Source organism: Halobacillus salinarum (assembly GCF_022919095.1).
In the GTDB taxonomy this organism is placed as follows: domain Bacteria; phylum Bacillota; class Bacilli; order Bacillales; family Halobacillaceae; genus Halobacillus_B; species Halobacillus_B salinarum.
In genome coordinates this window covers 4,016,321-4,031,294 of record NZ_CP095073.1, presented here as the reverse complement: position 1 = coordinate 4,031,294, position 14,974 = coordinate 4,016,321, and the positions used below count along the sequence as shown (strand labels likewise).

The 14,974-nt window shown below is 42.0% G+C and carries 14 protein-coding genes; 10 read left to right on the top strand and 4 right to left on the bottom strand.

Annotation, left to right across the window (positions count from 1 at the left end; translation table 11 throughout):
- Nucleotides 1-125 precede the first annotated feature (125 nt).
- Genes MUN89_RS20690 through MUN89_RS20680 form a run of 3 tightly spaced genes read right to left on the bottom strand, consistent with a single transcriptional unit; the run spans nucleotide 126 to nucleotide 3,860 of the window.
- Nucleotides 126-1,568, bottom strand: coding sequence for an FAD-binding oxidoreductase (locus MUN89_RS20690; protein WP_244710039.1), 1,443 nt, complete (start codon nucleotides 1,566-1,568; stop codon nucleotides 126-128).
- Between the two features lie 40 nt (nucleotides 1,569-1,608).
- Complete coding sequence (locus tag MUN89_RS20685) at nucleotides 1,609-3,048, bottom strand: FGGY-family carbohydrate kinase (RefSeq protein ID WP_244710037.1); 1,440 nt, start codon at nucleotides 3,046-3,048, stop codon at nucleotides 1,609-1,611.
- Nucleotides 3,049-3,083: 35 nt separating this feature from the next.
- Nucleotides 3,084-3,860 (bottom strand): SDR family NAD(P)-dependent oxidoreductase, encoded by a 777-nt coding sequence (locus MUN89_RS20680; RefSeq protein WP_244710035.1) that lies wholly within the window; start codon nucleotides 3,858-3,860, stop codon nucleotides 3,084-3,086.
- A 255-nt stretch (nucleotides 3,861-4,115) separates the two neighbouring features.
- On the opposite strand from MUN89_RS20680, the gene MUN89_RS20675 reads away from it, so the two are divergent.
- The 9 genes from MUN89_RS20675 to MUN89_RS20635 all read left to right on the top strand — a co-directional run bounded on the left by MUN89_RS20675 (nucleotide 4,116) and on the right by MUN89_RS20635 (nucleotide 11,827).
- On the top strand, nucleotides 4,116-4,682 hold the full coding sequence (locus MUN89_RS20675) for a glycerol-3-phosphate responsive antiterminator (protein WP_244710034.1): 567 nt from the start codon (nucleotides 4,116-4,118) through the stop codon (nucleotides 4,680-4,682).
- A 153-nt stretch (nucleotides 4,683-4,835) separates the two neighbouring features.
- Nucleotides 4,836-5,801, top strand: a complete 966-nt coding sequence (locus MUN89_RS20670; RefSeq protein WP_244710032.1) for a quinone oxidoreductase family protein — start codon at nucleotides 4,836-4,838, stop codon at nucleotides 5,799-5,801.
- Nucleotides 5,802-5,908: 107 nt separating this feature from the next.
- The gene (locus MUN89_RS20665; protein WP_244710030.1) at nucleotides 5,909-7,882 is read left to right on the top strand and encodes an ABC transporter permease subunit; all 1,974 of its coding nucleotides are present in this window, start codon (nucleotides 5,909-5,911) and stop codon (nucleotides 7,880-7,882) included.
- A gap of 87 nt (nucleotides 7,883-7,969) precedes the next feature.
- Nucleotides 7,970-8,665, top strand: coding sequence for a Type 1 glutamine amidotransferase-like domain-containing protein (locus tag MUN89_RS20660; RefSeq protein WP_244710028.1), 696 nt, complete (start codon nucleotides 7,970-7,972; stop codon nucleotides 8,663-8,665).
- A 71-nt stretch (nucleotides 8,666-8,736) separates the two neighbouring features.
- On the top strand, nucleotides 8,737-9,132 hold the full coding sequence (locus MUN89_RS20655; RefSeq protein WP_244710026.1) for a VOC family protein: 396 nt from the start codon (nucleotides 8,737-8,739) through the stop codon (nucleotides 9,130-9,132).
- Nucleotides 9,133-9,216: 84 nt separating this feature from the next.
- Entirely contained in the window at nucleotides 9,217-9,753 is a 537-nt protein-coding gene (locus MUN89_RS20650; protein ID WP_244710025.1) for a GNAT family N-acetyltransferase, read from the top strand.
- A gap of 66 nt (nucleotides 9,754-9,819) precedes the next feature.
- Nucleotides 9,820-10,302, top strand: a complete 483-nt coding sequence (locus tag MUN89_RS20645) for a hypothetical protein (protein ID WP_244710023.1) — start codon at nucleotides 9,820-9,822, stop codon at nucleotides 10,300-10,302.
- Between the two features lie 117 nt (nucleotides 10,303-10,419).
- Complete coding sequence (locus tag MUN89_RS20640; RefSeq protein ID WP_244710021.1) at nucleotides 10,420-11,397, top strand: aldo/keto reductase; 978 nt, start codon at nucleotides 10,420-10,422, stop codon at nucleotides 11,395-11,397.
- 157 nt (nucleotides 11,398-11,554) lie between these two features.
- Nucleotides 11,555-11,827, top strand: coding sequence for a hypothetical protein (locus MUN89_RS20635; protein ID WP_244710019.1), 273 nt, complete (start codon nucleotides 11,555-11,557; stop codon nucleotides 11,825-11,827).
- A gap of 106 nt (nucleotides 11,828-11,933) precedes the next feature.
- On the opposite strand, the gene MUN89_RS20630 is transcribed toward MUN89_RS20635, so the two are convergent.
- On the bottom strand, nucleotides 11,934-13,109 hold the full coding sequence (locus MUN89_RS20630) for an ROK family transcriptional regulator (RefSeq protein WP_244710017.1): 1,176 nt from the start codon (nucleotides 13,107-13,109) through the stop codon (nucleotides 11,934-11,936).
- 359 nt (nucleotides 13,110-13,468) lie between these two features.
- On the opposite strand from MUN89_RS20630, the gene MUN89_RS20625 reads away from it, so the two are divergent.
- The gene (locus MUN89_RS20625) at nucleotides 13,469-14,806 is read left to right on the top strand and encodes a gluconate:H+ symporter (RefSeq protein ID WP_244710015.1); all 1,338 of its coding nucleotides are present in this window, start codon (nucleotides 13,469-13,471) and stop codon (nucleotides 14,804-14,806) included.
- The last annotated feature ends 168 nt before the right edge of the window (nucleotides 14,807-14,974 follow it).

Genomic DNA, 14,974 nt, shown 5'->3' with positions numbered 1-14,974 from the left:
TCATGAATCTGGACTAGCAGAAGGGCAAAGGACGTGCCTTCTCCTAGAAGTAAGTAAATAAAGAAGGCTGCTATCAAGCGGGGAAGGAACCTTCTACGCTTGACAGCCTTCTAATAGGGAAACAATTAATCTTCCAGTGGAAAGATCGTGCCTTTGTTCATAATGCCATTCGGATCAAAGGCTTTTTTCAACGTTTCCAGGATGTAATAGGAAGAACCGTATTCCTCCTTAATCCATGGTGTCCGGTGTTTGCCGACACCATGGTGGTGGACCATCGACCCGCCGGCATTAATGGTCTCTTCTACAATGATTTTGTTAATCGGGTAATGGTACTTCGTGATTTCTTCTTCAGGCTTGATATCAACCAGGTCATAATAATAAACGAAGTACATATTTGTGCCATTCATATAGCTGTGGGAGGAGTGGCCGCCGAGCATCGTAATATTCGGAATTTCTTCGCGGACTCTCTTAATGCAGCGGTCATAGATGTCGTGAATGACACCCCAGGATCCAGAAACTTCTGTTGTAAAACCGATGTTGTTGGTTTCCTTAATTTCTTTTCGTTCTTCAACGACTTTCGCCGGATCCCAGTTTAAGTTTTCAAACCAATTTTGGATGAGACTGCTGTCCACACGTTCACTCTCTCCGTATTTACTAACGATGTCCTCAATCGCTTGTCCGGTAGCTTCAGCAATAGGCTTTGGACCTTCTGCCATGAAGATCAGCACGCATTTGCCCTTAGAAAAATCAAAGTGATCCGCTCCGTCTTCCGGATCATACAGGCGGGCAACTGACGGACGATAGCCTTCCACCATCACTTCGCGTAAAATCTCAAACCCCGTTTTCATATCATCGAGCAGATACCCATAGTACTGGTTGTTCTCTGGTTTATATTTGAAAATCTTAACAGTGACTTCAGTGATGTAGCAGAGGGCTCCTTCGTTTCCGATGATCACATGGCGGATATCAGGACCAGCAGCCCGGCGCGGGATATTTTTAATTTTTGTAATTTCTCCATTTGGGAATACCGCTTCTACACCTACGACCATATCTTCAATACCGCCGTACAGTGTAGAAAGCTGGCCGATGCTTCGAGTGGCTACTAAGCCGCCCATTTGGGCAAGCGGTTTAGACTGTGGAGAATGACCGGTCGTTAAGCCTTGTTCACGCAATTGGTCTTCAAGTACTTCCAGTGGTACTCCGCATTTCACGGTGGCAAGCATGTCGTACGGATCGATATCAACGATGTTGTTCATGCTTGAGCCGTCAATGACTAAGGAGTTTTCTACCGCCGTTTCAAGGCCGCCTTCTGTAGCAGATCCCCCTGTCTTTGGCACAGCGTTAATGTTGTTTTCATTCATGTAGCTTAAAAGCTGGGAAACTTCTCCAGCGGTTTTGACCTTTACGACAGCTGCAGGGAGCGGCTGGGTATAAATACCGTGAATGGTTTCATATTTTCGGAAACGGTCGACGCTGTTATCTTTGAGCACAGCCTCGTCTGTAATGACTTGTTCCTCCGGTATGATCGCTTTTACGTCTTTCACGATTTGCTCTTTTGTTAATGGCATACATAAAACTCCTTTACATTTAGAATGGGTATGAAAATCGTTATCCGTTAAAAAAGGAATGCGCTTTTTTTAAGATTCCATCGGTGTGGTTCGAGATTTGCTGGTACACTTCCTCATTCATCTTTGTATAGAACTCGTGATTTTCCGGATGTGGGGAAAATGTATCATCTACGTCCACCATCTCTTCTATCGCTTCATGATAGCTAGGATAGATCTCCAGGGCGACAGCTGTGTTGATCGCAGCTCCTAAGCTGGCAGAGCCTTTGACCTTGTTTCTCATAGCCGGGAGTCCAAACACATCAGCAAACAACTGCATCATGAGATCCCCTTTGGCTCCACCGCCGGAAACAACGATCTGATCAAGCTCTGTATCTAGTTCTTGTATCATGTTGTCGACATTCGTCTTCATCGTCAGCGCAATGCCTTCTAAAATAGAGTGGTAGATATGTGCTCGCGTATGACGGCCGTCAAAGCCGAGCATCATTCCTTTTTTATACGGTTCATCTGCAGGGGAAAGCCAGTCCAGAACGGTCATCAGCCCATCACTTCCAGCAGGGACTTTTTCAACTGCTTCATTGTTTAAAAATTCCTCCGGGCTTAAGTGAAGACTTGCTGCTTTTTTGGATAATTCGTCTCCGAGAAGTTCTTTAAACCAGCTGACCGTCCACATGCCGCGTCTAATCCCTTCACTTTCATAAAGATATTCATTAGGGATGGCGGCAAAGTTCGTCCAAAAATGATTCGTCTCTTTAGGGTTCTCATGGCCGGTAATCATTCCAGCAATATATGTGCCTAAAGAAATTAAAGCGGTGCTTTCAGATAACACTCCTGCCCCTAAGGCTTCTACAGCTTTGTCATTTGCCGTTGCAATCACTGGAAGCTGTTCAGGCATCCCGGTCTCTCTTGCTGCTTCCTTTGTAATCTGACCTAAGACATTTCCGGGAAGTTTTAAATCAAACAGCATCTCACGGGGGATTTGGTAAGTGCGGAAGACTGCTTCATCTTCACTCCAGTCCCAAGTATCTGTGTCAATGGGCCACATCCCCTGGTAATTCCCAGCAGAATCATGAAGCTGCCCGGTCAGACGGTGGGTGATATAGCCGGATGAAGTAGTCACATATGAGACTTGTTCATCCAAATGTTCGTAGGGTTTTGACACGCGTCCATCCATCCAGCTCATAGCAGGGGAGGCGAGCGTGCCATCCTTTTTTAGAAGACAGCGGACGAATCGAATCGTACACAATCCAACTCCGATAATATCCTCTTTCCTGCCAGGGAAGCTCTCCATTGCCTGTTTACTTGCTTCACAAAGTGATTCCCATAAATCGTCATCCGGGTGTTCAACAATTCCCGGTTGAGGCAGGTTCATGGGCTTAAGGGGCTGTGTACCTTCGCTTACTACCTTTCCGTGTGTGTCGAAGATTACTACTTTTGTACTTTGGGAACCTCCGTCAATCCCGATAATGTAACGTTTTTTCATTGGTTTATCACTCCTTTCCGGTGAGATATGCGAAGCTAGCGGACGAGGTAGCCCCCATCAACAGCTAAAATATGGCCGTTCACATAGTCAGAAGCACGACTGGAAAGGAAGATGGCAGCACCCATTAAATCCATCGGTTCTCCCCAGCGGTTAGCAGGAGTATGAGCAAGCACTTTATTATTCGCCTCTGGATTATTTCTTGTTTCAGTGGTCAGCTCTGTCGCATAATAGCCAGGAGCAATCCCGTTAATTTGAATGTTATATTGGGCAAGTTCATCACAATACGCCTTTGTGAGCCCTGCTATGCCGTGCTTGCTTGCTGCATACGCCGGGGACCCTTGACCTCCGTGAAAGGAAAACATGGAACAGATGTTAATGATTTTCCCGCGGCGTTTTGGGATCATCGTTTTTGCAGCTTCGTGGCTGACTTCAAAAGCAGCTGTTAAATTGACTTGCAGCATAGGATCCCATTTTTCACGGCCAAAATCTTCAAAAGCAGCGACGGTATTCAGTCCGGCGCTGTTGACGACGATGTCAGGCGCGCCCAATGTTTCTACGCATCGCTCTATGACTCGTTTGGCTGCTCCATCTTCGGTAATGTCTACTTGCATAAATTCCATGTGTGTTCCTTCATTTTCAATTAAATCTTTCGTCGTACCATCATCCTCTGTAAGACTAGGGATGAAGATATTGGCCCCGGCTTTTGCCAGGGCGAGTGAAAAGGCTCGACCAAGACCGGAATTTCCTCCTGTAACAAGAGCGGTCTGTCCTTTCAAAGAAAAGAAATCCATTGAGAAATCCGTGATATCCATTTTCAGTACACCCCTCAGGTTGGTTTTATAGCACAAAAAAAGAGAGAAAAGCAGACTTCCCCAAGGGAAGTTACTTTTCTCTCCGCTCTAGTAACTTTAGCTGTTAATAGTATATGAGTCTATTGTCTGACTGTCAACCGCTGTTCTCCTCCTTAGCTTTGGGAGACGATTGTCCTTTTAACCCGTAAATCTTTTGTTGAAAGGACAAATAGGCTATAATGGCGTACAGAGAAACTACGGAATGAGGAGAAAATTATGAGGAAAAATGTGGAGCAGGCATTGGAAGAAAATCCGATTATTGCTGCAGTTAAAGATGATAAGGGCCTCGATGAAGCGATTCAAACGGAATGTCACGTGGTTTTTATATTAAACAGTGATCTCATCAATGTTGGCGAAATTGTGGAAAAGGTAAAGAATCATGATAAGCTGGCGTTTGTTCATATCGACCTGCTCGAAGGAACATCGAATAAAGAGGTTGCTCTTCAATTTTTAAAAGAAAATACAGATGTGGATGGAATTATCAGCACAAAAGCTCATATGGTTCATGCAGCCCGGGACTACGGATTCTATACGATTCACCGGTTTTTCTTAGTGGACTCGTTTTCCTTCCGCAGTATGGATAAGCAAATCGCTCAATCCAACCCCCACTTTATAGAAATTCTGCCAGGTATGATGCCAAAGGCCATCGGGTGGGTAAAGGAAAAAGTGAATATTCCGCTCATCGCAAGCGGACTTGTTTGCGAGAAGGAAGATGTGGTAAATGCCATTCAGGCAGGAGCCGTCGCGATTTCTTCCACAAATAATGTAGTTTGGTATTTATAAGAAGCAGCTGACATTTGTCAGCTGCTTCTTTTGCTTTGATGCAAAGGGGGATCCATCTATAAAGGATTTCTGAATGGAATTATTGAATAAAAAGGAGAATCACCTTTTGATCGATTAATCGATGGATCAATTCCATTAAAGGAGATGAAAAAGATGAAGGCAGTCATCCAAAATGAATTTGGGGATCCTCATGTCCTTACATTTACAGACGTGGAACGTCCTGAAATTGAAAAAAACGAAGTGCTTATTGAAATCGCCTATACTAGTGTCAACTATGCTGATATCAAAAAACGTGCAGGAAAGAAAGGAAAAGGTGTTTTTCCGTTTATTCTCGGCTTAGATGCGGCAGGGACAGTAGTAGAAGCATCTGCTGACTCTCACTTCTATAAAGGGGACCGGGTGATTGCTTTTCCGAGAAGTGGTTCCTATGCCGAGTATGCGGTGGCCAAGGAACAGTTAGTGTTCAAAATCCCGGACCAACTATCATTCGAACAAGCAGCAGCCCTGCCCACTGTATCAATGTTAAGCTACATTCTTCTTCATGAAATTGGCCAGGTGAAAGCAACGGACACCATCGTAATCCACAGTGCTGCTGGCGGTGTCGGCTCAATGCTTGCCCAATTTGCCAGAGCGGCCGGGGTGGAAAAAATTATAGGAACTGTCGGTAATTTGGCAAAAGAAGATTATGTTAAAAATTTAGGCGTGAACGTTGTATGCACGTATGACAACTTTGCTGAGGAAGTATTAAAACAAACCGATCATCGGGGAGCGCAAGTAATCTTTGACTCTGTTGCGGGGGAAGTGACCAGCAGGAGTCTGGATTGTTTAGCGCTCTATGGCACGCTTGTTCAATTTGGCAACAGCAGTGGAAAGGCAGGAACGTTCAAAACAAGTGATGTCCATAGCAGCTGCCGGAATATAAAGGGATTCAGCTTAGGCACAACAAGAAAACATGCCCCAGAACGATTGGCACCAGTTGCACAAAAAGTAGTGAAACGATTTGCTTTAAACGAAGTTGAGCTTCCTGTTGCACAGGTCTTTGATTTGAAGGAAGCTGAACTCGCTCATCAATTAATGGAAAGCCGTAATTATGCAGAGAAAGTTTTGTTAAAGGTATAAGAAGAGGGATTTAGAAACAGCATTCAGACAACTGGATAAGGAATATATTGTTAATTGGTAGGTAGTTTGTAATAATTGTTAGTAATCGATGGTTTTGGGGGGCATAGATGAAAGCAATTCGAGTGTTGCTGTACTATTTCATTGGTTTATTTGGAATCATTGGTGTAAGCATCATTCCCAAGGTAATGGAGGAGCATGGCTTTATTTCTCCAGTAGAATTCAGCCAAGCGTACTTTCATTTTTTAATCAGTCTGCCGCATCACGAGACGTGGGTGTACCACTTTGGAGAACGAAGTGAAGCCATCCTGCCTTACTTATTTCCACCCTATGTATATTCTATGAAGATATTTACCGGAGCTATTGCTTTTGGATTTGTAGCAGCATTATTATTAGGCATCGTGACGATGCTTTTACCAGCATGCTTTCGGAGAGTATTGATACGGTTATCTCAACTATTAGAAACCATTCCAGAACTATTATTTGCTTTCGGCCTTCAACTTTTCATTGTCTATATTTATAAGCAGACCGGTGTTTTACTTTTTCATTATGCCAATTATGAAAGAGAAATAGTGCTTCTTCCTACCTTTACGCTGTCGATCCTCCCTATGATTTCTTTTTATAGAATATTACTTTTTTATATGAAGGAGGAACAGCGGAAGGAGTATGTAGAGTTCGCGAGGAGTAAAGGGATCCGATCGTTTGCGCTGATTCTCAATCATATCCTCCGCAATTTGCTGCCGTACCTATATCAACATGGAAAGATCATTATTTGGTCGACGCTTTCCTCACTGCTGGTAGTGGAATACATATTTAATATTCACGGTCTGACGGCCTTTTTATTAGAAGATTTTCGGCCTATTGTTATAGCCGTAGCCCTTACTTTTCTTTTTACTCCTTTTTATATTTTGTTCTATGTCTTTCAAGAATGGGAGCAGAAGGAAGAATTCAAGCCAATATCTGTCGGCCCGGTATTCATGCCTTCATGGTCGATAAGAAGTGCCATCGCTCAATTAAACGGTAAGTCAGTAATCAGGACGGCAATGAAATGGATAAAGTCCATGCTGCGCTATTTAAAAAATAAAAAGGTACTTGGAGGACTCCTGTTTCTAGTTGGCTTTTCCTTATACAGCTTTATTTACTCAGCTTTAAAAAATAACGAGCTGACTCAGAAACGATTTCTATACGGTGAAGATGGAAAGATCTCAGATATTCCTCCACATCCGCCTTCTTCAGAATTTTTATTAGGTTCGGATCAATTTGGGTTCAGCATTGCCGATAAGATTGTCTTCGGAGCCAAATATACGATTCTCTTTGCAGCGGGAATAGCAGTTCTCCGAGTGATAGTCGGTTTCCTTCTTGCCATTCCCTATGCTTATTTTCTTCACGGGAAGTGGAAGCGAGTGATCGATCATATGGTGAATGTCTTGTACTTTCTGCCTTTAAGCATCTTAGCATATTTATTGCTTAAGCCTGTATTATGGGGATTTAAAGGGGACTGGCCGCTCGGTTATCATGAGCGTATGCTTTATGAAATCATTCTCCTCGCGTTATTAGCTGTACCTTTAGTTATGACTGCTATTGGAAATGAGATGAAGTTGATTTTGCAAAGGGAATATGTGACGAATTCCCATGTGCTTGGCGGGAGAGGCGTTCATGTATTCCGAAAACATGTCCTGCCGGAGATCGCCTCCAGGTTCGGCATCCTATTCGGTCGGCAATATATTCAAGTGTTACTCCTTTTTGTTCATTTAGGCTTGTTTCAATTGTTTTTCGGTGGAACTTTTGTCAACCCGCCTGACCCTCCCATGTCTGTATCGTTTGAATGGTCTGGTCTTTTAGGAGATGCTAAAAACCTTCTAATCACTGGCCCTTACTGGATGATCATTCCTGTGCTAGGTGCATTCATGGTCATTATTCTCACAATGCAGTTCATTGTAGAAGGGATCGAGGAAGTGCAAGCTGTACATTATCAAAAGACAAGGAAGGAGAATAAAAAAGAAGCCAACCGTACGTATTCATTAAGAAAATCGAACGATGAATCGTTTTTGTTTTATAACAAAAGCGGAACAGATGGGGATTAAACTTTTATCCGCTTTCTAGTGAATGAAGGAAAAAGAGTCTAAGATTAGAAATAAAAAGTACTTCACTATTGGAAGGGAGAATGAAGGATGAAGCAAATCATCGCTTTAGGCGGCGGAGGATTTTCTGAAGAACCGGAAAATCCACTTCTGGATGAATATATTTTGCACCAAGCTCAAAAAGAAAAGCCGAAGATCTGTTATGTGCCTACCGCCAATGGAGACTCGGATATTTGCATTTCATGGTTTTATGATTTCTTTAAGAAACAAAACTGTGAACCTTCTCATTTGTCCTTATTTAAACCACCTACACGAGATTTAGAAGGGTACGTGTTAGAGAAAGATATTATTTATGTCGGCGGAGGAAATACGAAAAATTTATTAGTTCTATGGAAGGAATGGGGCTTGGATTCAATCCTTAAAAAAGCATGGGAGCAGGGAGTTATTCTTGCCGGCATTAGCGCAGGATCCATTTGCTGGTTTGAAGATGCCATTACAGATTCCTATGGCGATCAACTGGAGCCTATCCGTTGTTTAGGGATGATAAGCGGGAGCAACTGTCCTCATTATGATGAAGAGGAAAAGAGACGGCCTGCTTACCATAAATTTATGGCCGAAGGGAAGGTAAAGCCCGGGATAGCAGCAGATGATGGTGTTGGTCTGCATTACATGGATCAACATCTGCACCGGATTGTAAGCTCGCGGCCAGAGGCAGGAGCGTACCACGTTTCTTATGAGGGTCAGAAAGTTAAAGAGGTACCGCTGGAGACGGATTATCTGGAGTGATAAACCTTTCAAGGATTATTTATTAGAACTGTCGAAGTAAACATAAATATATTCATTAAAGGAGGGATAGAATGATTCAAAAGCTCGGTCAAGTTATGCTTTATGTAGAGAATCAGGATGAAGCCGTCGACTTTTGGACGGATATAATGGGGTTCATGGTGATCGCTGATGAAAATGATGGTCAAGGAATGAGATGGATAGAAGTTGCTCCGTCTAAGGAGGCCGAAACAAGCCTTGTCCTGCACAATAAGGAATTGATTGCCAAAATGCAGCCGGAATTAAATCTTGGTACACCTTCACTCATGTTTTACTCCGAAGATCTTCAACCATTGCATCATAACTTGGTCCGTAGAGAAATCACGGTTGGAGAGATTGTAAACATGCCTTCTGGAAAAGTATTTAATTTTGCGGACTATGAGAATAATTACTTTGCAGTCATGGAAAAAAATGAAGACGTAAACAGCTGAAGAACTTTGTTAAAACTCTTCAGCTTTTTATTTCGCTTTGCAGCGTTTCAGTATAAAACCTTTAGGGACATGAGGTGATCTTATTTGTTAAACGAGGTTGGAAAGTTTGAAAGGGAAATAAGGATTAGAGACGCACAGCTCAATGATGCGCAGCCTATTCTGGAAATTCAACGAAGTGTCACTTCTGAAGAGAAGTATTTCATCACTGGTCTTAAGGAATTTAATAGAACAGTTGAGGATGTAGAATCATGGATTGATAAACTGCTTCAGAATGATAGAGAAAGAATATTAGTGGCTGACCTGGAGGGAGAAGTAATGGCATGGGCTGCTTTTCATTCGAACGATCGGAAAAAGCTAAAGCATACGGGCGCTGTTGCCATGATGGTTGGCGAACAGTTTAGAAATAAGGGCATTGGGAAGCAGCTGATAGAAGAACTATTAGAATGGGCCACTCATCATATTTTGATTGAAAAGGTATCCCTCGGTGTATTTTCAACCAATGAAAGAGCCATAGCCTTATATAAAAGCTTTGGATTTAAAGAAGAGGGGCGTAAGTTAAAAGAAATTAAGTTCGCAGAAGATCAATATGCTGATGATGTCTTAATGTATAAATTTGTTTAAGTTCCTGAGTATGTGAAGGATTCAGTTGCGTTATCTTTTGCGTTCGGCGGATCGAGGGGGGACAGAATGAACGAAGACTGGGAGAAATTTAAAGGGATGAAGGGCTGGCATTGGACAGGGATTTATGCAGGAAGAATGGATACGTTTTTTAAAAAGGATCTGAGTCTAATATGTGTAGACCCCGTCTTAGAGTTTAAGCATCCGTATTCCACAGGAATATGCTACTTTAAATTGGATTGGACTGAGAATGAACCCGGTGATCATCTGTTATTCGTTCACGCGCAAAAAACACCGGCACCAGTAAATTATGAGCAATCAGATCACCCGGAACAAAAGTATCTCATCTTGGATTCTGGTTTTTCTTGTGAACCCAATCTCGTAAAAAGATTGATTGGTTATGGTTTTGAAGATGAAGGGGGCATCTTTTTATCAGAGGTTGTGATGGAGCTTGAGGAACGCTTCATTACTATCAAAACCGGTGCAGTGATAGAAGTACATGTGACGGAAAAAAAGCCTGAGGGTTTGGGAGAATGCATCTTTTCTTCGTGAACAGCAGGATAAATGTCTCTTGGAAATATACGTGTTTAAACCTCCAACGAAAAGGAAACTAAGATGGAGTAGACTTTTCTTTTAAAGAGAAAATTCTCCAATAGGAGGGTAATCAAGATGAATATAATAAAAGGAAAACTTGGCCTGGGTACGGCACCTCTAGGAAATATGTACAAGGAAGTGTCTGAAGAAGAAGCCAGGAAAACAATCGATACCGCTTGGGACCAAGGAGTCCGCTATTTTGATACAGCTCCTTTCTACGGGGCAGGATTAGCCGAAATTCGTCTCGGAGAAGCTCTATCCCAACACAACCGGGATGATTATTTCTTAAGCACGAAAGTAGGCAGAGTCGTAGAAGAGGAAACAGAAGAAAAAGAAGGACTGTTTGCGTATGGACGCAAAAATAAAGTCAAAGATGATTACAGCGAAGATGGAACGCTTCGTTCCATCGAACAAAGTCTCGAACGTTTGAAAACGGATCGATTGGACTTTGTGTATGTCCATGATGTGTCCCCGGATTTTCACGGAGACGAGTGGGTTTCAAAATTTGATACAGCGAGAAAAGGAGCCTTCCGTGCTCTGACCCGCCTTCGTGAAGAGGGAGTAATAAAATCATGGGGTCTGGGAGTCAACCGGACAGAACCAATTGAAATTGCTTTGGAGTTGGAAGAAACCCGTCCAGATTTATGCTTGCAGGCGACTCATTATACGTTATTAAACCATGAACACGCACTGCTTAAGCTGATGCCGCGAGCCATCGAACAAAACGTCGGCATTGTCGCTGGTGCCCCTTACAGCTCAGGAGTGTTAGTGGGCGGAGATCATTACGAATATGAAAAGGCTCCCGGAGAAATTCTTTCAAAGACGGAGCGCATTAAACAGATCGCTGCAAAGCATGACGTAAGTATGAAAAGTGCCGCCCTTCAATTCTCCATGGCTCATCCTGCAGTAGCCGCAGTTATCCCCGGTACTACTCAAGCTGCCCATGTGAAAGAAGACGTGGCAGCCTTTAAGGAGAATATTCCAGCTGCTTTCTGGCAGGAATTAAGAGAAGAAAACCTTGTATCACCAAAGGCACCACTGCCAATAGATTAGTAGAGAAGGTCACCCTAGTATGGTGGCCTTTTCATATGAAAAGACGTTGATGGCAGGTCATACCCTTAACTGCCTGGTTGTTTATTTGATAAATTTGGAAAAAACGAAACCTTAACCCGCTATGGCCCGTACTTAAAGGAAGAAGGGGAGTGAAAAGGTGAAACCAGAGCGGCAGGATATGCCTGTTGTGTTTTATTACATTTTTTTAGTGCCTGCATTTCTATTCGTTTATTATTTATTTGATTCTTTTGGCGTGTTTTCTGTGATTATCGGCAGGTTCGTTGATTCGGAAGCTTTGAACCAGGAAGTGTTCCTTACATATAACTTAGTCTACTGGAGTATTTCTATCTTACTTACTGGAATTACGGCTTCTATTTTAGTTTTTGCCGGGTATGACCTGTATGGAAAATTTCGCAAATCACATGAATAATTTGTGCTCATTTCCTGCCGTAAGGATGGCTGGAGATGAGTTTTTTTGTGAATCACACAGGTTATTCTTCGATAGATCCTTACCGGAATGCTAAAGTACTACGGGCTCAATCCGAAGTGAAATATTCGTAAGATAAAAAATCAAGAGTCTGAAGGTTAAAATAATCTTTTAGAACAAAGGCTGCTCCGCCCATCGCACAAGCCGATTCACCCAATTGTGAAATTCGGATTTCTTCATAATTATTAATTTTAGAATGTAATTTATTTTTGATCTCTTCAACGACGTTGGGATTCTTATTGATTAAAGCTCCGTTTAGAACGATTCTCTGGGGATTAAAGATATTGATAATATTATTCAATCCATAGCTCAGGCTGCTTAAGTAATGATCGAATGGTTCTGCAAAACTCGGATGCTCGAGTAGTTCCGCAGGTGAGCTATTGTGGATTTTTTCCGGAAAATGATTCGATAATTTGTGTAATAACTCCTTCTCTGAGGCATACAACTCCCAGCATCCATGATTGCCACACGCACATGTCGGTCCATTAGGGTCAATGATCATATGGCCAACTTCTCCAGCAAAGCCTTGAAACCCTCGATAAATTGAAAAGTTATTAATAATTCCAAGCCCAATTCCTGAGAATAACGTGATGCAGAATAAATCAGAAATATTTTCAAAATAGACATGCTCTCCGTATGCACTCAAATTAGCATTGTTATCGATAAATACCGGTGTATGAAAGGTTTCTTCCAATCTTTCTTTTGCATGAACATTCGACCAATGATGTTTAGGGGTGAAAATGATTTGACTGTCATTATTAATGATTCCGTGGATCCCTACACAAACTCCTATTAAGCCTCTTGGCTTGTGTTTCTTATTAAATTTGTTGATTAAGGGTAATAGATGGATCTCTATTTCGTTAATTATCGTTTCAAAATTATTGTTAGTAATAGGTAAACAGATATGGTGAAAAGGGTTTCCTTTAAAATCTAAAAAAACGCCGCGGATCACTGTATCGTCAATATCGATCCCTATGCTGTAGCCTGCCTGGTCGTTCATTTCGAGTAAGATTGGCTTGCGTCCCAGTGTTACACTTTCTCCCACCTTTTGCTCCACCACAATTTCTTCTTGAATTAACTCATTGATTTGCACGGAAACGGTAGCTTTATTCAATCCTGTACGCCTCGATAAATCACTTCTGGAAAGAGATTTTTCTTTTAGGATGTGTTCTATTAAAATGCGGCGGTTCATCTGCTTTATGTAACTCGCATCTCCCTTACTCATTAGCTATTCAACTCCTTAGCTCTAGAATTTTTCAGTTAGGATAGATTTTAGCAAAACTTTAAATAAAGGACGAATTATAAAAAAGCGCGATTTGCTCTTGAAATATAAAACGCTTACATTTATCATAAACTCAATGATTTGTTTAGTAAACAAACTAATTATAATTTGGCAGAAAATGAAGACTTCTATTCCAAAAAAATGTGACCAGTCACTTTACATAATAAGCAGCACCCAGTCTTTGTTCATAATCTAGTAAGCTCTAACAAAAGTAATCCGTTCGTTTTGTCGTTTACACACGCTTTCGCGCTCTCTTTTTTTAAAACGGAGAAGCATTAAAATGATACAAGGAGGAAATAGTTATGGGTTGGATCGTTAGTAATCTCCCAATCATATCAGTAGTTATAGGAGTGGCATTGCTTTTATTCCTGAACATTCGCTTGAAATTCAATGGTCTGCTAGCATTACTGGTGGCCGCAATTGTCGTAGGTATATTAAATGGAATGAAGCTGACAGCGGTCGTTGAGTCGATCAAAGAAGGGTTCGGCAGTACGCTTGGTAGTTTGGCACTCGTTATCGGCCTTGGTGCTGTATTAGGGAAGTTGATGGTAGACTCCGGGGCTGCCCAGCGTCTAGCCACCACATTATTGAACAAATTCGGAGCAAAAAATGTGGAGTGGGCCATCTTAATCATCGGCGCCATCTTCGGGATTTCTGTCTTTTATGAGGTAGCTTTCATCATCCTGGCACCTCTTGTTATTAGTATAGCAATTGAGGCAAAAACCCCTTATATACGTTTAGGTGTTACGATGGTGGCAGCAGCAACGATGTCTCACAGCTTATTCCCGCCTCAACCAGGACCTACAGCTCTTGTTGATGCCTATGGTGCTGATATGGGAATGGTGTACATTTTAGGAATCATCGTATTCATTCCCTCTGTCTTATGTGCAGGGCTCATTTTACCTAGGTTATTGCGAAACATTGACCACCCGGTGCCGCCTCTATTGGAAAAACCAAAAGAATTTTCGGATGAAGAAATGCCTGGATTTTTAATCAGTTTATTTGTTCCTTTAATTCCAGCGATCATCATCACTGGTGCTACAATCTTCAATGTATTTATTAAAGAAGGTACATTTCTTTATGAAATTGTAAATTTTTTCGGAAGTGCTGAAATTAGTTTGCTGCTCGCAGTGTTAATCGCTATTTATTTATTCGGACTTCGAATAGGACGGAAAATGCCGGAGATTATGGAGTCATTCTCAGGGGCTATTAAAGGGATTGCTATGATCGTCTTTATTGTCGGGGGAGGAGGAGCTTTCAAGCAAGTCATTTTGGACACGGGTGTTGGTGATTATATTGCTGACCTCATGCAAAATACCAGCGTCTCTCCGTTAATCATGGCATGGTTTATAACAGCCCTGATTCGAATTGCTACCGGACAAGGAGTCGTATCCGCAATTACAGCTGCAGGGATCGTCGGACCGCTTGTTGATACGTTTGATGTAAGTCCTGTATTGATGGTATTAGCTACGGCAGCAGGAAGTAATACGATTACACACGTGAATGATGCCTCTTTTTGGCTGTTCAAAGAGTATTTTAACTTATCTATTAAGGAAACGTTTAAAACGTGGGGGCTTCTTTTGTTTACCAACTCAATTGTCGGTCTTGGTACAGTGTTGATTATTAGTTTATTTTTGTGAAAATTATACTTATATGGAGAGGTCCTAACCCATTTAGAACAAAATACATTAGTCGCGCCCTCTGACAAGTTTATGTCTCGGGGCGTTTTTTGTGGGTGTTAAAAATAGGATCGAAGTGCCTTACAATAACTCTTCAATACATTGCGATGAAAACGGATACAATTAGTT